The organism is Shewanella sp. SP2S2-6 (genome assembly GCF_031931965.1).
In the GTDB taxonomy this organism is placed as follows: Bacteria; Pseudomonadota; Gammaproteobacteria; order Enterobacterales; family Shewanellaceae; genus Shewanella; species Shewanella baltica.
The window spans coordinates 1-26,450 of record NZ_JAUOEQ010000052.1 but is presented as its reverse complement, the minus strand read 5'-3'; the positions used below and the strand labels follow the sequence as shown (position 1 = coordinate 26,450).

General features: G+C 45.9%; 23 protein-coding genes and 1 rRNA gene. 5 read left to right on the top strand and 19 right to left on the bottom strand.

Annotated features, from left to right (window positions below):
* Nucleotides 1-9 precede the first annotated feature (9 nt).
* From trpS to rpe, 3 genes are all read right to left on the bottom strand, one after another.
* Entirely contained in the window at nt 10-1,008 is a 999-nt protein-coding gene (gene trpS / locus Q4Q57_RS20995) for a tryptophan--tRNA ligase (protein ID WP_311891942.1), read from the bottom strand.
* Between the two features lie 71 nt (nt 1,009-1,079).
* Nucleotides 1,080-1,757: a phosphoglycolate phosphatase gene (locus tag Q4Q57_RS20990; protein WP_311891941.1), complete on the bottom strand. Its 678-nt coding sequence runs from the start codon at nt 1,755-1,757 to the stop codon at nt 1,080-1,082.
* Between the two features lie 2 nt (nt 1,758-1,759).
* Entirely contained in the window at nt 1,760-2,434 is a 675-nt protein-coding gene (rpe, locus tag Q4Q57_RS20985; protein WP_006084504.1) for a ribulose-phosphate 3-epimerase, read from the bottom strand.
* Nucleotides 2,435-2,710: 276 nt separating this feature from the next.
* Here rpe and Q4Q57_RS20980 point away from each other — a divergent pair, with 276 nt between their 5' ends.
* Nucleotides 2,711-3,076 (top strand): hypothetical protein, encoded by a 366-nt coding sequence (locus Q4Q57_RS20980; protein ID WP_311891940.1) that lies wholly within the window; start codon nt 2,711-2,713, stop codon nt 3,074-3,076.
* Entirely contained in the window at nt 3,076-3,261 is a 186-nt protein-coding gene (locus Q4Q57_RS20975; protein ID WP_220591367.1) for a DUF2970 domain-containing protein, read from the top strand. Before Q4Q57_RS20980 ends, Q4Q57_RS20975 begins: the two co-directional genes overlap by 1 nt.
* Before the next feature lie 18 nt (nt 3,262-3,279).
* Here the strand turns inward: Q4Q57_RS20975 and Q4Q57_RS20970 are convergent, their stop codons facing one another.
* The 9 genes from Q4Q57_RS20970 to Q4Q57_RS20930 all read right to left on the bottom strand — a co-directional run bounded on the left by Q4Q57_RS20970 (nt 3,280) and on the right by Q4Q57_RS20930 (nt 12,318).
* The gene (locus tag Q4Q57_RS20970) at nt 3,280-4,119 is read right to left on the bottom strand and encodes a Dam family site-specific DNA-(adenine-N6)-methyltransferase (protein ID WP_220591368.1); all 840 of its coding nucleotides are present in this window, start codon (nt 4,117-4,119) and stop codon (nt 3,280-3,282) included.
* A gap of 48 nt (nt 4,120-4,167) precedes the next feature.
* Complete coding sequence (locus Q4Q57_RS20965) at nt 4,168-5,619, bottom strand: AAA family ATPase (protein ID WP_311891939.1); 1,452 nt, start codon at nt 5,617-5,619, stop codon at nt 4,168-4,170.
* Nucleotides 5,620-5,637: 18 nt separating this feature from the next.
* Nucleotides 5,638-6,714, bottom strand: a complete 1,077-nt coding sequence (gene aroB, locus Q4Q57_RS20960) for a 3-dehydroquinate synthase (RefSeq protein WP_311891938.1) — start codon at nt 6,712-6,714, stop codon at nt 5,638-5,640.
* A gap of 9 nt (nt 6,715-6,723) precedes the next feature.
* Nucleotides 6,724-7,239, bottom strand: coding sequence for a shikimate kinase AroK (gene aroK / locus Q4Q57_RS20955; RefSeq protein ID WP_006083542.1), 516 nt, complete (start codon nt 7,237-7,239; stop codon nt 6,724-6,726).
* Between the two features lie 216 nt (nt 7,240-7,455).
* Nucleotides 7,456-9,507, bottom strand: coding sequence for a type IV pilus secretin PilQ (locus Q4Q57_RS20950; protein WP_106649106.1), 2,052 nt, complete (start codon nt 9,505-9,507; stop codon nt 7,456-7,458).
* 21 nt (nt 9,508-9,528) lie between these two features.
* Nucleotides 9,529-10,044, bottom strand: coding sequence for a pilus assembly protein PilP (locus tag Q4Q57_RS20945; RefSeq protein ID WP_106649105.1), 516 nt, complete (start codon nt 10,042-10,044; stop codon nt 9,529-9,531).
* Nucleotides 10,044-10,670, bottom strand: a complete 627-nt coding sequence (locus Q4Q57_RS20940) for a type 4a pilus biogenesis protein PilO (RefSeq protein ID WP_311891937.1) — start codon at nt 10,668-10,670, stop codon at nt 10,044-10,046. The genes Q4Q57_RS20945 and Q4Q57_RS20940 overlap by 1 nt, the downstream gene beginning before the upstream one ends.
* Nucleotides 10,667-11,251 (bottom strand): PilN domain-containing protein, encoded by a 585-nt coding sequence (locus tag Q4Q57_RS20935; protein WP_106649103.1) that lies wholly within the window; start codon nt 11,249-11,251, stop codon nt 10,667-10,669. The genes Q4Q57_RS20940 and Q4Q57_RS20935 overlap by 4 nt, the downstream gene beginning before the upstream one ends.
* A complete protein-coding gene (locus Q4Q57_RS20930; protein WP_106651741.1) occupies nt 11,239-12,318 on the bottom strand; it encodes a pilus assembly protein PilM in 1,080 nt (359 codons plus the stop codon). Before Q4Q57_RS20930 ends, Q4Q57_RS20935 begins: the two co-directional genes overlap by 13 nt.
* Nucleotides 12,319-12,506: 188 nt before the next feature.
* Between Q4Q57_RS20930 and Q4Q57_RS20925 the strand changes: the two genes are divergently transcribed.
* Nucleotides 12,507-15,041 (top strand): PBP1A family penicillin-binding protein, encoded by a 2,535-nt coding sequence (locus Q4Q57_RS20925; protein ID WP_311891936.1) that lies wholly within the window; start codon nt 12,507-12,509, stop codon nt 15,039-15,041.
* Between the two features lie 101 nt (nt 15,042-15,142).
* Here Q4Q57_RS20925 and argH read toward each other — a convergent pair whose 3' ends face one another.
* The 5 genes from argH to argC all read right to left on the bottom strand — a co-directional run bounded on the left by argH (nt 15,143) and on the right by argC (nt 20,631).
* Nucleotides 15,143-16,510 (bottom strand): argininosuccinate lyase, encoded by a 1,368-nt coding sequence (argH, locus tag Q4Q57_RS20920; RefSeq protein ID WP_311891935.1) that lies wholly within the window; start codon nt 16,508-16,510, stop codon nt 15,143-15,145.
* Between the two features lie 109 nt (nt 16,511-16,619).
* Entirely contained in the window at nt 16,620-17,858 is a 1,239-nt protein-coding gene (locus Q4Q57_RS20915; RefSeq protein WP_311891934.1) for an argininosuccinate synthase, read from the bottom strand.
* Between the two features lie 60 nt (nt 17,859-17,918).
* Nucleotides 17,919-18,824 carry an ornithine carbamoyltransferase gene (locus Q4Q57_RS20910; RefSeq protein ID WP_107946260.1) on the bottom strand — a complete coding sequence of 302 codons (906 nt, stop codon included), beginning with the start codon at nt 18,822-18,824 and terminating at the stop codon, nt 17,919-17,921.
* A 12-nt stretch (nt 18,825-18,836) separates the two neighbouring features.
* Nucleotides 18,837-19,619, bottom strand: coding sequence for an acetylglutamate kinase (gene argB / locus Q4Q57_RS20905; protein WP_115336009.1), 783 nt, complete (start codon nt 19,617-19,619; stop codon nt 18,837-18,839).
* Nucleotides 19,620-19,650: 31 nt separating this feature from the next.
* Nucleotides 19,651-20,631, bottom strand: coding sequence for an N-acetyl-gamma-glutamyl-phosphate reductase (gene argC, locus Q4Q57_RS20900; protein ID WP_126493086.1), 981 nt, complete (start codon nt 20,629-20,631; stop codon nt 19,651-19,653).
* Nucleotides 20,632-21,255: 624 nt separating this feature from the next.
* Between argC and ppc the strand changes: the two genes are divergently transcribed.
* On the top strand, nt 21,256-23,925 hold the full coding sequence (gene ppc, locus Q4Q57_RS20895; protein ID WP_311891933.1) for a phosphoenolpyruvate carboxylase: 2,670 nt from the start codon (nt 21,256-21,258) through the stop codon (nt 23,923-23,925).
* A complete protein-coding gene (locus Q4Q57_RS20890; RefSeq protein ID WP_261273266.1) occupies nt 23,925-24,470 on the top strand; it encodes a DUF1439 domain-containing protein in 546 nt (181 codons plus the stop codon). Before ppc ends, Q4Q57_RS20890 begins: the two co-directional genes overlap by 1 nt.
* A 123-nt stretch (nt 24,471-24,593) precedes the next feature.
* Here the strand turns inward: Q4Q57_RS20890 and Q4Q57_RS20885 are convergent, their stop codons facing one another.
* Both Q4Q57_RS20885 and rrf read right to left on the bottom strand, forming a co-directional pair.
* On the bottom strand, nt 24,594-25,868 hold the full coding sequence (locus tag Q4Q57_RS20885; protein ID WP_311891932.1) for a CinA family nicotinamide mononucleotide deamidase-related protein: 1,275 nt from the start codon (nt 25,866-25,868) through the stop codon (nt 24,594-24,596).
* 312 nt (nt 25,869-26,180) lie between these two features.
* Nucleotides 26,181-26,296, bottom strand: a 5S ribosomal RNA gene (gene rrf, locus Q4Q57_RS20880).
* Nucleotides 26,297-26,450 lie beyond the last annotated feature (154 nt).

Genomic DNA, 26,450 nt, shown 5'->3' with positions numbered 1-26,450 from the left:
ATCGATTGATTACACTAACAAACCAATCTTCTCGTACACTTTCTTCAATGTCACTTCGGCGCGCGCCTGCGCACTTTCAGCGCCAGCTTTCATCACTTGGTCTAAGTAAGCACGGTCGGCACGAATCGTGCGGTAACGCTCTTGCAGCGGCGCTAACATGCTCACAACCGCTTCGCCTGCTGCCCCTTTCAAATGGCCATACATCTTGCCTTCAAACTCGGCTTCTAGGCTTGCAATACTTTGCCCCGTCACACCCGACATGAGACTCAGCAGGTTAGAAACGCCTGGCTTATTGTCCATATCGAAACGCACGACTGGCGGCTCATCGCTGTCTGTCATGGCTTTTTTCAGCTTTTTCAGCACAGCTTTTGGATCTTCTAGCAGGCCGATGACGTTATTACGGTTCTCGTCTGACTTAGACATCTTCTTCAACGGCTCCTGCAACGACATCACTTTCGCGCCATGTTCAGGAATAAATGGCTCAGGAATGGTGAAAGTATCACCGTAGGCATTGTTGAAGCGAGTCGCGATATCACGAGTTAACTCAAGGTGTTGCTTCTGATCTTGACCAACTGGGATTTCGTTCGCTTGATAAATCAGAATATCCGCCGCCATCAGCACAGGGTAACCAAACAGACCCACGTTGATGTTGTTAGCATGCTTTTGTGACTTATCTTTAAACTGCGTCATGCGGCTCAACTCGCCCATTTGGGTGTAGCAGTTTAGTGCCCAACCTAATTGGGTATGTTGTGGCACTTGTGACTGGATAAACACTGTGCTCTTTTTAGGATCGACGCCACAGGCCAAATACAGGGCTAAAGTGTCTAAACAGGCTTCGCGCAACGCTTTAGGATCTTGACGCACGGTAATGGCATGCAAGTCGACCACACAATAGAGGCAGTCGTGGCTATCTTGCATCGCAACCCATTGACGCAATGCACCCATGTAGTTACCTATGGTTAATTCGCCGGACGGCTGTGCACCGCTGAGTACTATGGGTTTGGTCATTACGTCATTGCTCCACTATCTATATATAAAAAGACTATAAAAAAATCGACTAAAGAACGGGTAAACACCTATTACTTGGTAGGTTTTACCCAGTTCAAAATTTCACTAAATTGCTCACATACGGCATCTGGGCCACTGAGCCCAATATCTTCACCGTAGTTGTAGCCGTAGGTCAAGCCGATTGACGCTATCCCAGCCGCTTTCGCCGCTAAAATGTCGTTTTTAGAGTCGCCGACCATCAATAACGCCTCTTTATCCAATTGCCACTCATGCAATAAGTGCTGTAGCGGCAAAGGATCGGGCTTCATCTTAGCTAGGGTATCGCCACCTAACACTAAGCTGAAAAAGTCATTAATCCCAAAGGCATTGAGTAATGGCAAGGTAAAACGATAGGGTTTATTGGTGACAACGGCGAGCTTAAAACCTGCATCGAACAAGGTTTGCAGTACTTGATGCACGTCACTATACAGCGCACTGTGTTTTTCAAGATTCTCTTGATAGTGATGCATAAAGATCGGCATGGCCGCATCCAGTGCGGTTTGCTCAACATCCGCTCCCAAGGCATGGGCCATGGCGCGGCGCATTAACATTTCGGCACCGTTACCGACCCAAGTACGCACTTGGGCCTCAGAGCAGCTCTTCAAACCTAACTCGGCTAAGGCTTCCTGCGTGGCAACGGCTAGGTCCGGCACACTGTCGATCAGCGTGCCATCAAGATCAAACGCTATCGCTTTAATCTTATCCCACATACCTATGCCCCAACTTTAGCAAGTTCGGCACGCATCTCATCAACAACGGTTTTGTAATCTGGCTTGCCGAAAATGGCAGAACCCGCAACAAACATGTCGGCACCGGCGGCGGCGATTTCAGCAATATTGTCGACCTTAACGCCGCCATCCACTTCTAATCGAATATCAAAACCACTGGCATCGATACGCGCACGCACTTGACGCAGCTTATCTAAGGTCGATGGAATAAAAGATTGCCCGCCAAAACCAGGGTTGACCGACATCAACAGAATCACATCCAGCTTATCCATCACATGGTCGAGATAATGCAGTGGTGTAGCAGGATTAAACACGAGACCCGCTTTACAGCCACATTCTTTGATCAACTGAAGTGTGCGATCGACGTGCTCTGAGGCTTCTGGATGGAAAGTAATAATAGATGCGCCCGCTTTAGCAAAATCAGGCACGATACGGTCAACTGGCTTAACCATCAAATGCACATCAATATCGGCGGTAATACCATAATTACGCAGTGCCTGGCATACCATAGGGCCAATCGTTAAGTTAGGAACATAGTGATTATCCATCACATCAAAATGCACTACGTCGGTCCCCGCATCTAACACGGCTTTTACATCATCGCCCAAACGGGCAAAATCGGCAGATAAAATCGATGGAGCAATCAAGAATGGACGCATAAAACACTCGCTGCTATTTGGATAAAAAGTGCTTTATTTTACCCTGAGCCAAGCTAAGCCTCTATAGCTAAAGCCACATTTCTGGCAATTGATACGCGATGCCCGTGTCAGCAAAGCAGCACATTCTGTAACTATCGCAGTCAATTGGGGCTTGGATTCGGTAAAATAAGCTAATATTTTCGAGCATTTTGGCGGCAATTGATAAATTTTTGTTCATAAACTAGGCGAGTTTGTTATACTCGAGGCGCAATGCTGGTTCATTTCAAAGGAAGCGTTATGAAGGGGCGGTTTAGTTTGTTTTCATACTATGTTAAGTCAGTGACATTTAAGTCATCTATGATGTTGGCATTCACTGCTGTTGTCGTGGCCTCGTTAACTTTTGGCGTTGAAAAACTTACGGAAAATATCGAAACAGCTTCATGCGCTTGTAGCAGTGACACCCGTTACAATAATGCTCTGCCTAGTAGTCATCCTAATAATCGCTGCGCCGATCAAGCACAAACCCTAAGTTGGAAAACGTGGCTCACAGGAAAAAACCGTTCGAGTCAGTTCCACTTTGTCGATCTGCTTGAGCTATTACACGGCCATCAAGATAAACCTATGGATGACCTCAAGCCCACTACATCGCATCTCGCCTATTAATGCTTAGCCGTATCTGGCAAGTATTCCACAGTACCGTCGCCGCCTTTTTCGGGGTACAGACTGACGAAAATCGTAAAAAAGACTTCCAAACGGGTTCACCATTACCTTACATAGCTATGGGAATCGTATTGGCAATCGTTTTAGTGGCAAGTCTGATGTTTCTCGTAGGACAAGTGCTTAGCTGAACGTAGGCTATGTCGAACCTAGTCATCCTTTGGATCGTAATTTTCATCATATAACGCCATCAACTCATCCACCTTGTTCCGGCCACTGCCATTTTGGCTAATGTTACGTTGCACTTGGATTGTCGCTAAGTGAGCGCCGCGGTATAACTCGCGAGTCAATGGAATATCATGATTACTGATCAATACCGGAATGCCACGCTCCAGTGCTGTATGGCGAGAATGACGGGCCAGAAGTGCTTGATCGTCTAGACTAAAACCTGCACCAACATATGTCGTAAAACTGGATGTAGTCGACAATGGCGCATAAGGTGGATCGCAATAAACCACATCGCCGCTACGTGTCTGCTCGAAGGCTTTTTCATAGCCTATGCATTTAAACTCGGCACGTTGCGCTTTTTCAGAAAAGGCCCAGATTTCCTTTTCGGGGAAATACGGCTTTTTATAGGAACCAAAAGGCACATTGAAACCGCCCTTACGGTTATAACGACATAAACCATTAAAACCATGACGGTTTAGATAGAGGAAATACACGGAACGCTGGAAAGGGTCACGGCATTTATTAAAGTCGGTCCGCACCTTATAGTAAGCATCTTTTTGATTCATCTCATCAACAAACAACGCCTTAGCTGCAGCAATGTAAGCTTCTGGTTGATGCTTCACAATCTGGTATAACTCGATCAAATCCTGATTAATGTCACAGAGCAGATAGCTAGGATAATCCGTATTTAAGAAAACGGATCCTGCACCCACGAATGGCTCGACCAAACGGTCTCCAGTAGGTAAATAACTGGCCAATTCATCCACCAATTTAAATTTACCGCCAGCCCACTTAAGGAAGGCTCTGTGTTTTTTTATCATTTAACTTGATGAATGCCGACAAAAATAAAGGCCATGATTGTACTCTGTTTATTCTGAAATTTCACGATTTGGCAGACTTTCTTCTAGTTGATAATCTTTCAAATCGGCCCATTTGCGAACCCAAGGTTGATCGAGATGATACTCTTTAACCAATTGTGCGGCGGCATTCGAAGCTGACTTGCTATTGCTGTAGTTGCCAACAAGGACAACCCAACGCTGCTTATGTTGTGCAACGCGAACGCCCTCAAGATGCTCAATACTCTTTAATGTTGCACGCAGGGTGTCCAACTGAGCAACACTGGCAATCTGTATTGTGTAACCTTTGAGCGGCTTTTGCGTATCCAAGCCCGCTTTAGCTACCGGCTTATCGGCCTTTGCAGCATCAATGGTTGCGGGTTGAGTCTGAGCCGCTTTAGCTTGTGGTTCAGTATCCTCAGGCGGCTTATCCTCACCAAAAGACTTGCTACTCACTTCACCCACACTCACTAAGGCAGCATCGTCAGGCATGGGATGTGGCGCTTCACCGTGGAATTCACTTAAGGGATCGACGGCTTGCTCAGTTTTGGCTTCTTCTGCCGTCTCGATTTCAATAACTTTCGCAGTCTCCGCGGCGAGCTTCAGTTGCTCAGCGCGCAGCGTAAAATAGGGCGTTAAGACTTTTTGCCCGTAGGACAAAAAGGCGGGTGAATCTATCGCAGGATAAGTCGCAGCCTCTAAGGCTTGCTCCTCAGAAAAAGGCTGAGTAACGCCAAACCAAATGCCTAAGGCGAGTAACATACTCACAGCAGTCACCATCACAGCTTTATATTTCACCAAGGAAGATGTCTTCTCAGGCGCGCTATGCAAGGCTTTATCTAATAAATTAACCACTTCCTCCGGCGTACCCGTTTGCTTCTCAAGCTGACTGCGCACAATTTCCCTTGGGGTAAAAGGATTTTGTTCGCTGTATCTCAGTAGCGTTTGATACAAGGCCTCACGCTCAGGCATAGTTAACGGCTCAATACTGATAGGCAATATCTGCCGCCGTAACTGCTCCGGTAATTGTGGAAGTAGATCTGCTAAAAATGCCGGTGGAACCGTGAGTGTGACGGCAATATTCTTACCCGCACACTGAATTTGATTGAGAATAATGCACTCAGCCCACAAAGCCTTAGGCAATAAATGCGCATCATCGATAATGATATGTAAGGGTTTAGTTTGCGTGCTAGCAAGCCGCAACAGGGTATCAGCGAGGGGAATATCGTCGTCAAAAATCGGGGATGAAATTAACTGGACCAAAATTTTACGGCGGATTTCAGCGTTATCGGCATGCATAGGGCAAATCACAAATGCTGCATTTGACTCGTCAAAATCGGTCGCTAATCCGGTCACTAAGGTGGTTTTTCCTGAACCGCTGATACCAGAAAGCACCAGTAGCTGATCGCTATAACTGGCAACATGATGCATTCTTTGTATGAGGGCTTCCTGAGAAGGAAGCAAGACAGAACCCTGAAACGTCACTCGCCCACCACACAGTGTTTATGCGCAGCGAATAACCTGTTCAAGGGTAGATTCTGTGACTTGACTAAACACATCCGCGCGGCCTATTGCCGTTGGGAGCACCAGTCGAATCTGACCGCCTAAAACTTTTTTATCGCGTCGCATATGTTGAATGAAACTGTCGAAATCCATAGATTCCGGCGCACTCACTGGAAGATCAAAAGCTTGTAGTAACTGTATGATACGACAAACTATTGACTCATCGATAAGCCCCAGTGCCTTAGCTGTTTTAGCAGCAAGGACTGTGCCAGCTGACACGGCTTCACCATGCAACCAATTACCGTAGCCCATTTCGGCTTCAATCGCGTGACCAAAGGTATGACCCAGATTCAATAAAGCACGAACACCTTGCTCAGTTTCGTCTTGGCTAACCACATCAGCCTTAATCTCACAGCAACGGGAGATAGCATAAACCAATGCTTGGGCATCTAAGGTTTTTAGTGCCGTTACATTATCTTCAAGCCATTGAAAAAAATCAGCATCCCACATGATGCCATACTTGATGACTTCCGCCATTCCCGCCGCAAACTCGCGCGCTGGAAGCGTATGTAAACATAAAGTATCGATAAGCACGATTTGTGGCTGATAAAAGGCCCCAATCATGTTTTTACCAAGAGGATGGTTAACAGCCGTTTTACCGCCGACGGAAGAATCCACCTGCGACAATAAAGTTGTCGGAATTTGAATAAAATCAATCCCACGTTGATAACATGCCGCGGCAAAGCCCGTCATATCACCAATTACGCCGCCACCCAAAGCCACCAGCACAGAATCTCGACCATAGTTTTGCTGCAGCAATGCAGTAAAAATAGTATCTAGATGCGCTAAGTCTTTGAATTGTTCGCCATCGGGGAGGATAACACTCTCTACCTCACCAAACGAAGCCATCGTCTCTTGTATCTGTTTAAGATACAAAGGCGCGACAGTATCATTGGTGACGATAAGAATACGTTTTTTAAGCAGGTAGCGAGACAAGGTCTCGCCATCACTCATCAAATTCTGGCCAATGTAAATGGGATAACTACGTACACCTAAATCAACCTGAATTTGCTTCATAAATTCTGCCTAAAAACCTAATTGCTCAATGATCTGATTGGCGACAATCTTTGCGCTTTGATCATCGGTTTTGACAATCACATCGGCAATTTCTTCGTACAATGGATTACGGATCTCTGCAAGATTCTCCAACACTTCTCGAGGATCATCCACTTGCAATAATGGGCGTCGCTTGTCTCTTTGAGTACGAGCGACCTGTTTGTCGATAGTGGTTTCCAGATAAACCACAATGCCACGAGCAGACAGATGATTACGGATATCTTTGCTTTGTACTGAACCACCACCGGTGGCAAGGACGATACCTTGTTTTTCAGACAAATCAGCAATAACCTGAGCTTCACGACGACGGAAGCCTTCTTCACCTTCGACGTCAAACACCCAAGCAATATCAGCGCCTGTGCGTTGCTCAATCTCTTGATCTGAATCGTGGAATTCTAAATGCAGCATTTGCGCCAGATGGCGGCCAATTGTGCTTTTACCTGCGCCCATAGGGCCTACCAGAAAAATATTACGTTTTTCAGCCATTTCTTGTACGTCTGAATCTTATTGAAAAGTATGCCTATATCGACTCAAAATCAAGCCGACCTATATGTTACCTTGCTCTTATGAGACTTGACCGAGGATTATCTCAGCTTAGGGTCTACTATGGCAAGCCATGTGCGCTATTTATGCAAAGAATTGTATAACAGTAATAATAAAGCCAGCAATAACTGCTGGCTTTAGTCGATACATAGCAAGTGCTTAGATCTTCTCACCGACTATTTTGGGGGTGACGAAAATAAGTAGCTCTTGACGCTCATTTTTGTCTGTTGTGTTCCTAAACAGGAAACCTACCAAAGGAATATCACCTAGAATTGGCACTTTACTCACACGGCTAATCAAATTTTGTTGATAAATGCCACCAAGCACTATGGTTTCGCCGTTATTAACGAGCACTTGGGTGCCGATACGTTGAGTATCGATGGCCACTGCGGGACCCGTTGGAGTATCAACGGTTTTACCCTGAGAATCTTGAGTGATTTCTAAATCTAAAATGACTCGGTTATCAGGCGTAATTTGTGGTGTAACCCGTAGAGACAACACCGCCTTCTTAAACGTGACTGACGTTGCACCACTCGAAGTCGACTGCACATAAGGGATCTCGACACCTTGCTCAATATAGGCCGCCTTTTGGTTAGAGGTGGTAATACGAGGGCTAGCGATGATCTCACCTTTGTTTTCTTGCTCTAACGCACTTAATTCCAAATCTAGAATGGTTCCATCTGCCAATTTAGCGACATGAAAAGCAATACTCGCTGGATTAGTTGCTGCCGCGGGTAAGTTAACATTTAAACGCTGATCGGGGGTGGGGATAATTCCGTTGGCAATATTCTGTGCACCTTCTAATGTGCCAGAAGTTCCCTTGCTACCTTGTTGGTCTGTGACACCCCAACGAATACCTAAGTCTTCGGAGACATCATCTTTTACAGTCACCATACGTGACTCGATCAACACTTGGCGGATAGGGATATCGAGCACTTCAACTAAGCGGTGGATGTTCTCAATCGTTTCAGCCGTATCTTTCACCAGTACAGTGTTGGTACGTTCATCGACCGCGACTGAACCTCGTGGTGAAAGTAAGCTCGAATCCGTGCTTTTTAATAACTCTGCAATATCGACCGCTTTCGCGTAGTTAATTTGTAAATACTCGGAATAGAGCGGTGCTAACTCTTTAACCTCTTGTTTGTTTTTGAGGTTTTGGCTTTCACGAATTGCCAGCTCTTCGCTCGGCGCCACCATTAAGATATTACCTTCGATACGCTTATCTAATCCTTTGGTTTGAAGAATTAGTTCTAAAGCTTGATCCCAAGGCACATCATCCAATCTTAAAGTGATATTGCCTTCCACAGTATCACTGGTGACTAAGTTAAAATTGTTATAGTCGGCAATGATTTGCAGCACAGTCCGTACAGGGATATTTTGAAAGTTAAGCGACAAGGTACGGCCATTGTATTTTTTAACATCTTTCTTGGCGGCGACTCTCTCGACTTTATTCATTGAAAGTCTAAAGAGATTATCTTCTTGCTTGTAAGTGAAATCATATTCACCCGCAATATCAACGACAATACGCGCTGTTAAATCTTCTTTAAATGTCTCGAAGCTTTTTACTGGTGTGGAGAAGTCTTTCACATCCATAACATACAGAAGATCGTTATTAATATCTGTGTTATACAACTTCACTTCAAGCTTAGCGCCCACTTGCTCGACATTAGCCGCAACCGAGCGATTATTTAGATAGACCAATAACTCACCGCCACCATTATCATTACGACGGAAATCGATATTTTTAATGCTATTAACGAAGGGGTTTTCAGCTTGGGCTTGAGTCCCTGACACTTCATCGTTAATCGTAAGCCGATATGAATTGCCCATTACTGAACCTTGGTAAGGTTTCACTTTGGACATACCTAAGATGACTTTTAGTTGGGTATCTTGCTGCTCAGTGGTGATATCTGCAACCCCAACCTGATTAATAGGTAAACGATCCTTAGATAAACCCGAGATACTATTATCGAAGGTCAGCACTAGCTCGGCGGGCGAAGCATTTGAATCTATTGCAGGCGGAGCGACCGCATCTTCAAAGACCAATTCTAGCTCCAATTGATGATCAACCAGAGCATGGTATTTAACATCCATTAATCGATTTGCCGCAAAACTCGATGGCAAAATTCCAAATACCAGTGCGATCCCTATAACAGACTTGATTAAGCCTGAAGAAATTAACGGGACTTTTATCGCGGCAGAAGATTTCATTATTCCCTCATCCTTCGCTCGTTATTCTCCAGAAAGTTCTAAATTGCTTGTCCTTTCGGACCAACAACCAGAACCATCTGGAATTAATTCTACTACTTCGACATTTTGTGAAGTAACTTTAGAAATGCGTCCATTAAACAGACCTAAATACTCACCAACGCCCATCCGATACACACTGCCATCGTTTGTTTCGACTAGTGCCCAAGTCGTATCGGCTTCACTTAAGGTGCCGCGCATTTTTAAATTATCTAAAGGATAAGTTTCTAACCGCCCTTTTCGACGCTTTAAATCTGGTTGTAAACAATCTTTGCTGGTATCAACAACCTCTTCAGTTAATTCACGTGAAGGAGGTACAAATGGGCTACGCATTAACTCTGCCTGGTAGGCAAAGTGCTCAAACTTTGGCGGTTCTTTTAAAGGTGGAATATGAGCAACGTGTTGCGCTTTAGTTGTAGTAACAAATAGCTCTAAATCACTGCGATCGCCAACACAACCCATTAAAAAAAGACTCAACGCCAATAGAGGTAAGAATTTCATTATTTCTTCCCCTGTTTGTTAGCAGAGTTTTCAGGCGGTAATTCAGCCCCTTCTTTAAAGCGATAGGTCTTAGCTAAAATATCCATGGCTAAGTTACCAGCATCATCGCGCTTAATCGTAAAATCATGCAGACTGACAATACGCGGCAGTTTTGCTACGCCACTTACCATATTACCTAGCTGGTGATAATCACCTGTAACAGACATTTTAATGGGGAATTCAATATAAAAATCCCGCTGAATTTCCGGCTCCCAATCTAAACTCTTAATTCGAAGTCCTGCATCGGTGGCGACAAAGGTTAAATCATCTAGCAAGCCTGGCATTTCATTCTCAGAGGGTAGCATCTTCAGTAACTCGGCAAATTGCACTTCCATCGTTGCTAACTGCTCACGATAAAGTTTTAAATTTGCTGCGAGTTGATACTTATTCTTAAAATCATCTCTGAGTTGAAATTCCCTATCTTGCTCTGCGGTATAAGAGTCAATCGAATCTGAAACGACTAAGAAATAACCCGCTGCAAAAACACACAGTGCCAATAGGATCGCGAAAAAACTTTTAACTTGGTTAGGCCAACCACCAATATTTTCAAAATCGATATCATTGAATTGACTTAGATCGAGTTTCATTTACTCGCTCCTTTTGTCATTTTCTCAGGCTCGCCCACATTCGCGCCTTTAATCGTGACTCTTAAACTGAATCGCTGTAATTGCCGTAATTCTTCATTTTGAGTCACAATCGACTGCATATTGGGATCGGTTAGCCACTCCGAGGTCTTAACCTTACGCATCATATTGGCAACGTTATTATTTGATTCACTGCGTCCTTCAATCAGTAACAAGCTGCCCTTTTTCTCTAAGCTAGAAAGGTAGATTCCTGGGGGCACAATTCGCACTAACTCATCTAGCACATGGGTCGGTAAATTACGGGATTGTTGTAAATTCAAAATAATTTCGGTGCGGCGTTCAATATCCTTCTTACGCTCGGTAATCTTCTTAATCTCAGAAATTTGTGTTTCTAGCAGGCTAATTTCCGATTGCAAATAGGCATTACGCGCTTTTTGCTCATCAGTCATCACGTCCAAAAGAGATACAGCCACATAAACCAAGATTGCCGACGCTAAAAATACCGCAGCTAGAATACCAATATAATCGCGCTTTTGTTTTTCTCTCGCCTCTTCTCGCCAAGGGAGTAGGTTTATGTTCGCCATTGACCGTAACTCCTCAATGCTAAGCCACATGCAACCATATATTTACTGATTGTAGGTTGCAGTACAGTTTTAACCGACTCATCAGCATGCAGGCACCCTTGAAAAGGATCGGCAATAATAGTGTGGACCCCCAATTCATTCGTCAGTAAATTGGCCATACCTTCTAATTTAGAGGTCCCACCACATAATACGAGGTAGTCAACTTTATCTTTTCCACTCGAAGTACAATAGATTTGCAGCGTACGTTTTATTTGTTGTAATAGCTGAGTTTGGAAAGGTGATAGGACTTCAAACATATAATTTCGTGGTAGGTCGCCTTCAATTTTTGCTTTTTCGGCTTGATCATAAGACATGCCATAAAAGGATAATATTGACTGAGTAAATTGCTCACCTCCGAAGGCTTGTTCACGAATAAAAGTCGTCTCTCCCGCTTCAACTACAGAAAAAGTCGTCATATTGGCGCCAATATCGACCATAGCAACGGCCTTATGTTTCGCTCCTTCGGGTAGCTGCGCCAGAATTAATTCAGCTGCACGACCTAAAGCATAACCTTCTACATCAACCACTTTAGCCTCAAGTTCTACACTATCGAGCGCATCGACTCTGACATCAATATTGTCGGTGCGGCATGCGCTCAACAACACATCCACTTTGGTAGGATCTGTACTGTTTACACTGAGGGTTTCAAAATCTATGCTGACTTCATCGAGTGAATACGGAATAAGGTTATCGGCTTCGATTTCGATCTGTGCTTCCATTTCCTCCTCGCTCAGCGAGGCGTCCATGTAAATGACTTTAGTCATGACTGCAGAGCCTGAAACACAAACCGCAGCATATTTAACCGATTTAGGTAAATTACGTTTTATTTGCCTAAGGCATTCGACAACGGCATCAGCATCACGAATATCATGATCGTTAACGGCCCCTTTTTTAATAGGTACCGCCGCATGACTCACTATCTTGTATCCATCAGCAGTCTTACTCAACAAAATGGCCTTAACTTCATGGGAACCGATATCGATTCCGACCATCTGCGGAGCCTGACGCTTCCATAAATTTGAAAGCATATCCATTGTCACTTTTTTATTTATATTTCAGTAAAAGAGATTAGCACAAAATCAACTTGTTATACTTACTTGTATCGAATGTTTCGTCATTTTACAAATGCTATTTTAGGCTTCTCACGTTTTTACTTCACCAAGAGGTGTACGCCTTATATACTGTCGCACTTAACGGAACATTAGGATAAATTTTGGTGAAGTGGTTAAAACGTATTGTTATAGCACTATTCAGTCTAGCCCTTTTAGGCGTAGGCGCCATTGTGGCAGCATACTTTTATGTTTTGCCGGATTTGCCGGATGTTTCAACACTAAAAAATGTGCAACTTCAAACACCTTTACGCATTTACAGCAGTGACGGCAAACTTATTTCACAATTTGGTGAGAAGCGTCGCATTCCATTGAAGCTAGACGAAGTACCAAAACCCTTGCTTCAAGCATTTATTGCAACTGAAGATGCGCGTTTTTACGAACATGGTGGTATTGATCCTGTTGGCGTACTTCGCGCAGCATTAGTCATGCTAACCACAGGAGAAAAGAAGCAAGGTGCGAGTACCATTACCATGCAGGTCGCACGTAACTTCTTCTTAACCCGCGACAAAACGATTATTCGTAAAGTGAAGGAGATCTTTATTTCCTATCACATTGAAGAATTACTTACCAAAGATGAGATTTTAGAACTCTATGTGAACCGCATTTACTTAGGCCAACGCGCCTATGGTGTTGGTGCCGCTGCACAGGTTTATTTTGGTAAAGATGTTAAAGATCTTACACTCTCAGAAATGAGTATGATCGCCGGCTTACCCAAAGCGCCTTCAACACTCAACCCTGTGACCTCACCTTCTCGTGCTGTCGCTCGCCGTAATGTCGTTCTCATGCGGATGAATGAAGTAGGTTATATCAGCCAAGCTGAATACCAAGCCGCTTTACAAGAACCGCTGATTGCTAAATACCATGGCGCCGAAATTGATCTCTATGCCCCGTATATTTCTGAGATGGCACGGGATTATATGGTACAAAAGTACGGTGAAGAAGAAGCCTATACCAATGGCTACAACGTCTACACGACCATTTCATCGGATATACAACTGAAGGCTCAACAAGCGCTACGCAATAACGTTTATGCCTATGATGAGCGTCATGGCTATCGTGGTCCTGCCGCTGTGTTGTGGACAGACGAGAAACCAGAACAAGCTCAAATCAAGGCTGAACTGGCTAAGGTGGCTTCGATTCAAGAACTGCAACCCGCAGCCGTCATCAGCGTGGCAGATCAACAAGCCAGCGTCATGACCGCCAAGGGCGAAACTAAAATCATTGCTTGGGATGGTTTGAAGTGGGCGCGTAAGTTTATTACCGATAAGCGTCAAGGCAGTGTACCTAAGTCAGCTTCTGACATGCTCAAGGTTGGTGAGCGTATTTGGATCCGTGATAACGGCCAATATTTGCAGTTATCGCAAGTACCAGAAGTTGCCAGCGCGACTGTGTCACTCGACCCACAAAATGGTGCGATTCGATCTCTAGTTGGCGGATATAGCTTTAGCCAAAGCCAATACAACCGCGTCACTCAAGCAAAACGCCAATTAGGTTCGAACATCAAACCTTTCATCTATGCTGGCGCATTAGAGAAAGGCTTTACCTTAGCGACCCTCATCAACAATGCACCGATCAATAAACCCGATATCAGCCAAGGCACCGCATGGCGCCCTAAAAACTCGCCAGATATCTATGGCGGCCCAACCCGTTTACGCGTGGGCTTAGCGCAATCAATCAACGTGATGTCTGTGCGTGCAATGCGCCATGTCGGACTCGATGCCACCATTGCAGAATTGATTAAATTTGGTTTCGACCCTAATGACTTACCGCGTAACGAGTCGATTGCATTAGGTTCGTCTTCTGTAACGCCATTACAAGTGGTCACTGCATTTAACGTGTTTGCTAACGGCGGTTTCTTACTCGAACCTTTCTATATCGATCGCGTCGAAGATGCCTACGGTAATGTGATTGAAAAAGCGAATCCAACATTGGCCTGTAAGCCTAGCCAAAGTCTTAGTCAACCATTTACACCAAGCGATCCTATGGCGTTCAGTGTTAGTGGAGACTCTAGCGCTGAATCGAGTGCACCTATTGCCCAGTGTTTTGAGCAAACGGGTCGCTTTGCACCTCAGATCATTTCAGAACAAACGGCATTCCTCATCACCGAAGCATTAAAGAGCGTGATCTGGGGTGGCGGCGATTGGAGTAAAGGCACGGGTTGGCAAGGTACAGCTTGGCGCGCGGCAAGATTGATAAAGCGTCATGATATTGCAGGTAAAACGGGTACAACTAACGAATCTCGCGATACGTGGTTCAGTGGATTTAGCCCGATACTCACTAGTACATTCTGGGTTGGTTTCGACGATCACGGTCGACAACTAGGCAGAACAGCATGGAACGCCAATGGCGAAAAAGATCAGATAACTGGCGCCGAAGCGGGCGCGAAAACTGCAGGTCCGGGCTGGAACGAGTTTATGAACAGTGTCTTACAAGGCACACCTGAAACAACCTCGATTCCACCAGAAGGCATAGTTTCGGTACGCATCGATTTAGCGACGGGTAAACTTACTCGAAAAACCGACTATACAAGTGCGTTCGAGTACTTTATTTCAGGTACAGAGCCGAAGGAATACATCAGCGAAACGCAGGATGAAAACAATTTATTCATCGATGCACCAACCGATGATTTATTCCAATAAACGAGTCATAGAAAGTCATTGCCGATACGTTGAATGACCCAATAAAAAACGCGACCTTAAGTCGCGTTTTTTTATTGGCTTGTTGATTTAAACAACTCGCCTTAGCGGGCTTTTTTAGCCGCTATCGCCTGCTGAATTTGCGGCAGTGCTGTCCCACCAAGCACATCGCGTTTCGCTAAACAAGCTTCAATAGTCAGGTTTGGATAGACATCATCTTCAATGATGGCGGCAAAAGTTTTTAATTCAGCCAAGGAGAAATCCTCGAGCGGAATTTGCTTCGCTATCGCAGCAACCACGACTTCACCCACAACATGGTGCGCCTCACGGAAAGGCATACCTTTAGACACGAGATAATCAGCAAGCTCAGTTGAATTGGCATAACCTTGCTGCGCGGCTAACAGCGTATTCGGACGATTCACCACTAAACCCGATAACACTAACGCCGCCATATCGAGGCAAATTGCCCAGCTATCAACCACGTCAAACAGGCCTTCTTTATCTTCCTGCATATCTTTGTTGTACGCCAAAGGCAGCGCTTTCATAGTGGTGAGAATACCCACTAAGCTGCCATATACACGACCCGTTTTACCGCGGATAAGCTCTAATGCATCAGGATTTTTCTTTTGTGGCATCAAAGATGAACCCGAGGTCACTTCATCACTCAAGGAAATAAAGTTGGCTTCGCCCGAGTTAAAGAAAATTAAATCTTCGGCCATACGGCTTAAGTGCATCATGCTGATCGATGCCGTTGAGCAAAGTTCAACCACGTGATCTCTGTCTGACACACTGTCTAAACTATTGAGCGTCGGCGAGGCAAAGTTCAGCGCCGCAGCCAGTGCATGGCGATCCATTTTATAAGCTGTGCCAGCAAGGGCGCCTGAACCTAATGGACAAGTGTTAGCACGAGTTAACGCATCGGCTAAACGGCTGATATCCCGCTCAGTCATTTCTACATAGGCTAAACACCAGTGGCCAAATGTCACAGGTTGGGCGCGCTGCAAGTGAGTGTAACCCGGCATTACCGCATCAAACTCACGTTCTGCCAACGCCAGTAATTCAGCATGTAAGCTGTGAAGGCGCGCGAGTAATGCTTTGCCTTCGGATTGACACCAAAGCTTTAAATCGGTGGCAACTTGATCGTTACGGCTACGGCCAGTGTGCAATTTTTTACCGAGATCGCCCACTTTGGCAATCAAGGCAGACTCGACGAAACTGTGAATATCTTCGGCGCCCGAGGCGAGAATAATCGCTGGATCGCCATTCACTTCCGCCAGCAAATCATTGAGCGCTTTTTTCAAGTCGCTGCATTCAGTGGCAGTAATAATACCGACGCTAGCAATCGCATCGGCCCAAGCGATAGAACCGACCACATCCTGTTCGAACAGGCGATAATCCACGGGTAGCGAATCGTTGAATAATTTGAATAGCGCGCTCGTTTCGCCCTGAAATCTTCCACCCCATAAAGCCATGCTAACTCCCCTTACACACTGCTGATTTGAAATCGACTCATCTGAATCAAAAAACCGGATCAAAACCTAGAAACAAAAAAGGGCGCTAGGCGCCCTCTTAAACGACCTATTACTTACCCTTAACGTCATTAGCGTTGAGTGCGCGGATGCGGCTCGCTAACGAGTACAAGCGGATAAAGCCTTCTGCATGTTTTTGATCGTACACTTGGTCTTCACCGAAAGTGGCAAACGCTTCAGAGTACAAGCTGTTAGGTGAACGTTTCTTCACTGCCGTCGCTTGGCCTTTGTAGAGTTTAACCACGACTTCACCGTTAACTGACTCAGCCAATGACTCAGAGGCCGCCAGCAGTGACTTACACAGAGGCGTGAACCAACGGCCGTCATACACTAGATGCGCCATTTGTGCGGCAACTTGCTCACGCCAGTTACGGCTAGTCTTGTCGAGTACGAGCTCTTCAATCGCACGCAGCGCAGCGAACATCACAGTGCCGCCGGGTGTTTCGTAACAGCCACGAGACTTCATACCCACTAAGCGGTTTTCAGTGATGTCGATACGACCCACACCATGGGGTGCAGCAATGGCGTTTAATGTCATCAGCGCAGCATAAGGCGTTAGCGCTTCACCATTCACTTTAGTCACACGGCCATGTTCTACTTCTAGCGACACATATTCAGGCTTGTTCGGTGCATCTTCAGGATCGGCTGTCAGCGTCCACACACCTTTGCTTGGCTCGTTCCATGGATCTTCTAACTCACCGCCTTCATGGGAAATATGGAAAGCGTTGGCATCACGGCTGTAGATTTTAGTCGCTGACGCTGACGTCTTAATGTCACGTTCAGCTAAATAGGCCAGTAGATCTTCGCGGCTCTGCATGGTCCATTCACGCCATGGTGCAATCACTTTTAAATCAGGTGCTAATGCGGCGAAGCAACCTTCGAAACGCACTTGATCGTTCCCTTTACCGGTACAACCGTGGCACAGAGCATCGGCGCCCACTTTACGGGCCACTTCAACCTGCGCCTTAGCAATGATAGGACGCGCCATTGATGTTCCGAGTAAATAAGTGCCCTCGTAAATCGCACCGCTCGCGATCGTTGGGTAGATATATTCTTTAACGAATTCTTCTTTTAGATCGACGATATGACACTCAGACGCACCCGAAGCTAAGGCTTTTTCAGTCAAGCCAACCAGCTCTTCTTCGCCTTGGCCGACATCGGCGCAGAATGCGATGATTTCACAGTTATCGTAGTTTTCTTTTAACCAAGGAATAATGGCCGAGGTATCTAGACCACCCGAATAGGCTAAAACCACTTTTTTCACGCCAGTATTTTTTATCTCGATAGACATCTTAAATTCCTATGACTCGTTTCTCACCTAGGAGAAAACAGGCTGCTAAACAGGGTTAATTTAACTAAATAAGGTTACCAGTACCGCATTTTGGGCATGCATCCGATTTTCGGCTTGTTGCAGAATTAAGGAGCCAGCACCGTCCATCACTTCATCTGTTACTTCTACACCACGGTGGGCGGGCAAACAATGCATAAAGAAGTTAGCGCCCGCTTTCGCCATCAAGGCTTTGTTGACTTGGTATGGTGCAAACTTCGCTTTGATATCCGCCAGCGGAGTGGGATCGCCCATTGAAATCCAAGTATCGGTATAAATCGCATCGTGACCTTCAATCGCATCAATATCTGAAGTCAGTACCAGCTTACCGCCATATCGCTTAGCAAGCTCTTGCACTTCTGCCACTACGTAGCCATCAGGAAAGTGACCCGCTGGGCAGATCACTGTCATGGTAGCACCGAGAATAGCCGCACAGTACATCAGCGAGTGAGTGACATTATTACCATCACCAACATAAGCTAATTTAGCTTTGCTGACATCCTCAAACTGCTCTGCCAGTGTTAAAAAGTCAGCTAAGGCTTGGCAAGGATGATAAAGATCCGACAGCGCATTGATCACGGGCACAGAGCCGAACTCGGCTAATTGTTCGATAGTGGTGTGTGAATAGGTTCTCGCCACAATCGCATCGGCCCAGCAAGATAAGTTAGCAGCAAAGTCAGCAACCGATTCCCGTTGACCTAGCGCACCATTTTGTTGATCTAGGTATAAACAGTGGCCACCGAGCTTATTAATACCAATATCAAAGCTAACGCGTGTTCTGAGCGAGGGCTTTTCAAACAACATCACCACACTCTTGCCATCCAGCGCATGGCGGTACTCTGCCGGATTGGCTTTGATCGTTTTTGCCAAGGCAATCAGATCGAGTAACTGCTGCTGGGTTAACTCTTTTATCGATAGTAAATGCTTCATAACCTACTCCACTTATGGTTGGATTTGTGTTCCTACGGCTTCACCTTTTGCTAATGCGATTAATTGGCTTGCATCACGCCACGAGGCAACTTGAACCGCCTGCCCCATCCACTGTGCAACTTCGAGCGCAGCTTCAACTTTGACCTTCATTCCCTTTTCGATCACACCTTGTTTAACAAGGTCTGCTATCTGCTTGCCATTTAAACTGTGAATGAGCTGGCCTTTACCATCGAGCACACCAGACACATCCGACAGCAGAACTAACTTGCCGCTCACTAATTTGGCTAAGGCCGTCGCAGCTTGGTCAGCATTGACGTTAAGCATTTGGCCATCGTCCATCATGGCGATAGAGCTACAAATCGGCATCCAACCTTGGGCGAGGATAAACTTAAGATAAGCGCCATCTTTTGGTGTCACTTCACCCACTAGGCCTAAACGTTCATCTTTAATCTTTGCCGATACAGTATTGCCATCGGCGAGGCTCATGCCCACACTCACAATCCCAGCTTTAGTCGCTGCGCCTTGGAGGATCTTGTTCGAAGTACCTGCAAGTGCGCCGGCAATAATCGGCATTTGCTCAGGCGGAGTCACCCGTAAACCTTCTAACTTGACGGTTTCCATGCCGTTTGCCGCTAACTGTTCATCCACTAAACAGCCGCCGCCATGCACCATCAACACTTGCTGACCATTGGCTAACATAGCCGCAGCCGTATCCATTAACCGCGCCATCCCCATTTCACACTGCAGCAGCGCGCCGCCCACTTTAAGAACTAATACTGAGTTGTTTGTAGACATCTTGACGACTCTCTTAAATAAGGATGAACAATTAAAGGTTAAAATGAATCTTTATGCATTGTAGCGCTTGGCTGGCAGCACCTTTCATCAAATTATCGATTGCACTGGCGACCACTAAGTAACCGCTATTCTCATCAAACTTCCAACCTAAGTGGCAGTTAGGTGTCAGCACCACATCGTCCACTTTCGGGAACTGATTGTGCTTCACGGTGACCAATGGCGCCTGGTCATACACGCTATAGGCCGCTGCCACATCGGCAGTTGTAGTGCCTGGTTTTAGCTGCACGGTAATAGTCGCTAAAATGCCACGCTTAAAGTTGCCAAGGTGCGGGGTAAATATCACTTCTTGACCAAGCTGAGTGGCGATCTCGGGTTGATGTCTGTGGCCTAATACGCCGTAAGGTGTCAGGCTCACTTCACAAAAACTGGTGTGTAACTGCGCTTTGCGACCCGCACCCGTTACGCCGCTCACGGCATTGATCACCGGATAAGCTGATGTCAGTAAACTCGCCAGCGGTTTTAACGCTGTAAGTGATGCGGTTGGATAACAACCTGGCACGGCGATCATCTTAGTCGCAGCGATTTCTTTAGCATTCCATTCGGCAAGTCCGTACACAGCTTTGGCTAAAACTTCAGGATATTCATGCTCAAAGCCATACCACTTAGGATATTGCGCCACATCGCTAAAACGATAAGCACCGCTTAAATCGAATACCGCTAACCCTTGACTATAAAACCAAGCGGCTAAATGTAAGCTCACTGAATGCTCAGTCGCTAGCACCACGGCATCGGCTTCGGCAACGATTTTTGCCTTCGCGTCATCGGACAATGGCGACAGCGTTAATGCGATATGGCTATAGCTAGGGTACAAATCCGCTAAAGGCTTACCTTTATCTAAACTGTTTTCAGAAACATACAAACCCTGAATCGTCAGTTCTGCTTCTGCATAGATTAAAGCGGTCAGTTGTGCGCCTGTGTAACCACTGGCACCAATAATGGCGATATTTTTCATGTGTTGTTGTCTTATTAACCGAATCAAAGAAACTTAAAGAATAGATGAATAGCGTACACGCAACTGCGCATATCTATGATGACAAGATTATCGTCGCAGGAAATCGTAATTGGTTGTTATTTTATTCACTGTCAGGTTAATGCTCTGAATCATGATATTTACTCTACAGGTCACAGGGGGTGACTCATCTCAACTGCAGGCTAGACTACCACAAAGATCTACTTATGCAATATATGTGAATATATATTTTTAATTTATTTTTATATTTCTTACTAAAATGCAGATCTCGCCCGCCTATCATCCGTTCAGCTAACTCGTTAATAACTCAGTTATCTAGGGTTAATTTGCGCCAAAATCAGTCCTTTTTATTAACAGCTAAGATACATTTCTGCAAAGCCAAAAATGATGCACTCCATATTCACTTACGCTAATCATCACAAAATATTGCGTAGCTTCGCATTTATATTGAATATTCCTCAACGATCATTGCGATTAGTTGCATATTAGATAAGCCAGTCGTATAAGTTATAAGTTCTTCTGTTGACCATTGCCCCAAGTGATAGGTATTGTGCTAACGGGCTAAATGCAATGCGGAATTTTCATGTTTTTCTATTCGGAGTAACTATGGTTGTAACCAAGGCAGACAATATGACCGATATGTATGCGTCATTAAGATCGAACGTGAGTATGTTAGGACAAATCCTCGGTGACACTATGCGCACCCACCTCGGGGACTCTTTTCTCGAGAAGGTTGAACAGATCCGTAAACTTGCTAAAGATTCACGCCGGGGCGATCAAGCCGCTAGAGAGCAAATGCTCGAGTTACTCACCGCCCTGCCAGACGAAGAATTAGTTCCGTTTGCAAAGGCATTTAACCAGTTCCTCAACTTAGCTAATTTATCTGAACAATTTCATACCATTAGCCGCAACTGTGACGAACTCGTCTGCGTGCCTGATCCCGTGGAACAACTCCTAGGGCGCATGTTAAATGGCCGTGTAGACCAAACGAAAATGCTCGACTGCCTTAAGACACTGGATATCGATCTAGTGCTGACAGCGCACCCCACTGAAATTTCCCGTCGCACCTTGATCCAAAAGTACGCCGCCATTGTCGACTGCTTAACTGAACAAGAAAACGACCAATTATCAGATAGAGAGCGTCAGCAAATCAGTCTGCGCCTGCGCCAATTGATCGCGCAAATCTGGCACACCAATGAGATCCGCCGTGAGCGCCCAACACCTGTTGATGAAGCCCGCTGGGGATTATCGACCATTGAAGAGTCACTTTGGCATGCGGTGCCGGACTTCTTAAGACAGCTTAACGACCAAGTGCAACAACGCACGGGTCAGCAATTACCGATTGATATCGCGCCAGTGCGTTTTTCAAGCTGGATGGGCGGCGATCGCGACGGCAACCCCTTTGTTACCGCGAAAGTCACCCAAGAGGTGCTCGATCGCAACCGCCATGCCGCCGCCAGATTATTCTTAAAAGACATAGTCCTACTGGTTGGCGAGCTGTCGATGGAAGAAGCCAATGATGAGTTAAAGGCTTACACCAACAACAGCTGCGAGCCATACCGCCATGTGCTGCGCTCACTTCGCCAAAGACTGCGCGATACCATAGATTATTTAAATGCGCGCATCGAAGGCCACAATCCTGAAGTCGATAAGTCGAGCCTGATTTGGCAAGAGAGCGATCTCAAAACGCCGTTAGAAATGCTCTATAAGAGTTTAACCGACTGCGGTATGCGCTTAATCGCCAACGGATTATTGCTCGATATTCTCCGTCGTCTCGCCTGTTTTGGCATTCACATGCTCAGACTCGATATTCGCCAAGATGCCAGCCGTCACAGCGATGTGCTCGCCGAATTAACTCGTTATCTCGGCATGGGGGATTTTAACCATTGGGATGAAACCGAGAAACAAGCCTTCCTATTACGCGAACTCAGTAACCGTCGGCCACTAATCCCAAGCAACTGGCAGCCGTCAGCCGATGTGGCCGAAGTGCTTAATACCTGTCGTTTAATTGCTAAACATCCAGCTAAAGCGCTTGGATCCTATGTGATTTCGATGGCAGGTAAACCATCGGATGTCTTAACGGTTTTACTGTTACTCAAAGAAACGGGCTGTTCGCATCCAATGCGCGTGGTACCACTGTTTGAAACCTTAAGCGACTTAAACAACGCCGCGGCCTGTATTACCGATTTGCTCGATATCGACTGGTATCGTGGCTATACCAAAGGCATGCAAGAGGTCATGATTGGCTACTCTGACTCAGCTAAAGATGCCGGTGTTATGGCGGCGGCTTGGGCTCAGTATCACGCTCAAGAGCAGTTAGTGGCTGTCTGTAAACAAGCGGGCGTCAAGCTCACACTATTCCATGGCCGTGGCGGCAGCATTGGTCGCGGCGGCGGTCCTGCACACAAAGCGATTCTATCCCAACCTCCGGGTTCGGTAGATGGCCGTATTCGTGTGACAGAACAGGGCGAAATGATCCGCTTCAAGTTTGGCTTGCCAAAACTCGCGGTTCAAAGCTTGGCCTTGTATACCTCTGCCGTATTGGAAGCAACCCTGCTACCACCGCCAGAGCCTAAACAAGAATGGCGCGATTGCATGCAACGTATCGCTGAAGAATCCGTGGGTGCTTACCGTGGCATAGTGCGTGATGAACCTGATTTTGTGGCTTATTTCCGCGCGGCAACGCCAGAGGTGGAATTAGGAAAACTGCCACTCGGCAGCCGCCCAGCCAAACGTCGTGTCGATGGTGGGATTGAAAGCCTACGGGCAATTCCGTGGATCTTTGCTTGGTCTCAAAACCGTTTGATGTTACCGGCATGGCTCGGCGCCGGCGAAGCACTTCAGGCCGCCAGTGAACGCGGTGAAATGGGCTTACTGCAAGACATGGAACGGGAATGGCCCTTCTTTAGCACACGCATTTCAATGCTAGAAATGGTCTACGCCAAAGCAGAACCTAATTTGGCCCGTTACTACGAAACCTGCTTAGTACCGAAAGACTTGCATCACTTAGGTGAAACCTTGCGCCAACGCTTAGATCTGGGCATTAAAGTCGTGCTTGAACTGACAAAATCAGATAGCTTAATGGCGCATACGCCGTGGAATCGCGAGTCAGTAAAACTGCGAAATCCGTATATCGACCCATTAAACTTCTTACAAACCGAGCTATTAGCGCGGACACGTAAGGAAACAACCGAAACTCCCGCGTCTGAACATGTGCAGCTAGCGCTAATGCTGACTATTGCAGGTGTGGCAGCGGGAATGAGAAACACTGGTTAATGAAAAAACTTTCCCGCACGATTTGCTTAGGGATCACTGTACTGCTTGGCGGCTGCGTCTCGCAGTACAGTATCAGTGAGCACGAAATGGAGCAGTACCTCAGTAAAGAGATCCATTTTGAGATAAAACAAGGCAATCAATTAGTTGGCGCAGAAGTGCGCATTAACGACATCAATGTCAGACTAGGTGCAAAACCTGACACTATGAGCGTAAGTGCCGCAACGCAAGTATCAATTAAGAATCCAATCTTTCCATTGAGTGCCAAACTCACTACGACTTTCGAAGCCAAGCCTTGGTATGACAGCGCAACGCACAGTGTCTATCTGCGCCAGCTCGAATTAGTCAAAGTGGAGTCAACACCAAAAGATATTGAAAAAGCCATCAGCAGTGCCACGCCGCAGGTAATGGGCTATCTAAGACAATTCTTAGAAAACCAGCCTGTATATGTGCTGGATACTAAGGACAGTAACCAAGCACTGATGGCAAAAATGACCGAAAGCATTCAAGTTGCCCCTGGCAAATTAGTGCTTAAGTTCACTAAATAACTGATTTTTCGGGATCACACTCCATAAAAAATGCTCCCTCGGGAGCATTTTTGTTAATACGTTTAAACAGCCGTAAACCAATAAATCTTCAAGCTTGTATAATCTTCAAGCTTGTATAAAAAGTTACTTACTGAATCGAGCAATCGACTGATAATCGACGATCACAGCTTCAGCTAAAAGCTCACGTCTTAGCATATCGTAAGCTACAGCAGCACTTAAACTGCGTACCAGATCCCGTGAACGTCGTGGCAGTTTAATCATCTGGCTATAAACACCGCCGCGAGTTGCTAAGGCAATCGCTACAGTGCCCACAGGCTTCTCGTCTGTGCCACCATCGGGTCCCGCAATACCACTGGTTGCCAGCGCATAGTCACTGTCCAATATTTGTCTTGCCCCCTTTGCCATTTCTTCCACAGTCGCAATGGAGACAGCGCCATGATCATCTAAGGTTGAAGGATTGACGCCTAACACGCGCACTTTAGATTCATTACTGTAAGTCACTAATCCGTGCTGTAAGTAAGATGAACTACCAGGGAAATCAACTAACTGACTGGTGATCATGCCGCCAGTGCAGGATTCAGCAACGCTTAAGGTCAAGCCGGAGTTGAGTAACTTATAATGAATTTCTTCGGCAAGAGTGGCTTTATCTTCCGCGACTACCGCAGTGCCCAGCACCATTTTGATGTGCCCAGCGACCCGAGGTAATACCGCTATCGCCTTCTCGCCACGGGCAAAAATCTTAATCTCAATATGCGGCATAGAAGAACGGTAACCAATAGTAATACCTTCTGGCAGCTCTAGTGGCTCTAACTTATCTGCCAACGCCGACTCGCCTTGGCCTATCGTTAATAATTTTTTTAAGGCGACCTTGGAATCAAGATTAAACTCATCGCGGATAAAAGGCACAAACTGCTTTGTAACCATATGCTTAAGCTCAAAAGGCACACCCGGTGTAAAGAATAACCACGCGCGGTTAAGCTTAACTCTAAAGCCACAGGCGGTTCCCACAGGGTTATCAACCATCACAGCTGAGGCTGGCAGCATAGCTTGCTTGAGATTACTTAAAGGCATTTCACGGTTATTACGGGTAAACCACTCCTCTAAACGCTCACGCCATTCCACATTCTCGACCAAAGGTTCCCCCTTTGCCTTCGCCATAGCTAAAGCAGACATATCATCACTTGTCGGTCCGAGACCACCATTAACCAAAATAACATCAGCGTGTAAGCTGCGCTCTTGGAAAACTGCAATCAAATCCTCGAGGCGATCGCCGACAGTCACTCGACGCTGGATCTCGACACCATGCTCCATCATAGTACTGGCAAACCAAGCGGCATTGGTATCTACAATCTGCCCCGCCAACACCTCTTCCCCAGTACAAATCATCTCTAACTTCATCTCAGATCCTTATCTACCCCAACAAATTAAAACATAAGGTAAGTAACCGCTTAACTAATAGCAATAGCTAGACGCGATCTAGAACTCAGATCGCTGTAGCGATATCGAAGCATTGTCAGAATAACTGCTGAAATAAAAGCCAAGCGGCACGAATTATCAATATCGTGGAGCGTGAAAGAAGGTAATTGTAGAGAGAAAATTGAAGAGAAACTAATAAATTGAGGACAAACTAGGCTGAAATTGACAAATTCTTGAAGCAAAAAAGCCAGCTTATTCAGCTGGCTTCGTTACATCTCAATGAGATAATTAGGCGCTTGGCGATGACCTACTCTCACATGGGGAGACCCCACACTACCATCGGCGCGTTTGCGTTTCACTTCTGAGTTCGGGATGGGATCAGGTGGTTCCACAAGGCTATTGTCACCAAGCAAATTCTGTTTATTACCGTGTCCATCGCTGGACCACGTTAATAATAATTCGGAAAGCTGATTTGCTTTGTTTGAGTTCGCACTTTATCAAGTGTCGATATTCTGTCTAAGACTTTTCGTACGACCTCCATGGATGGAGGAAGTGCTAGAAAAT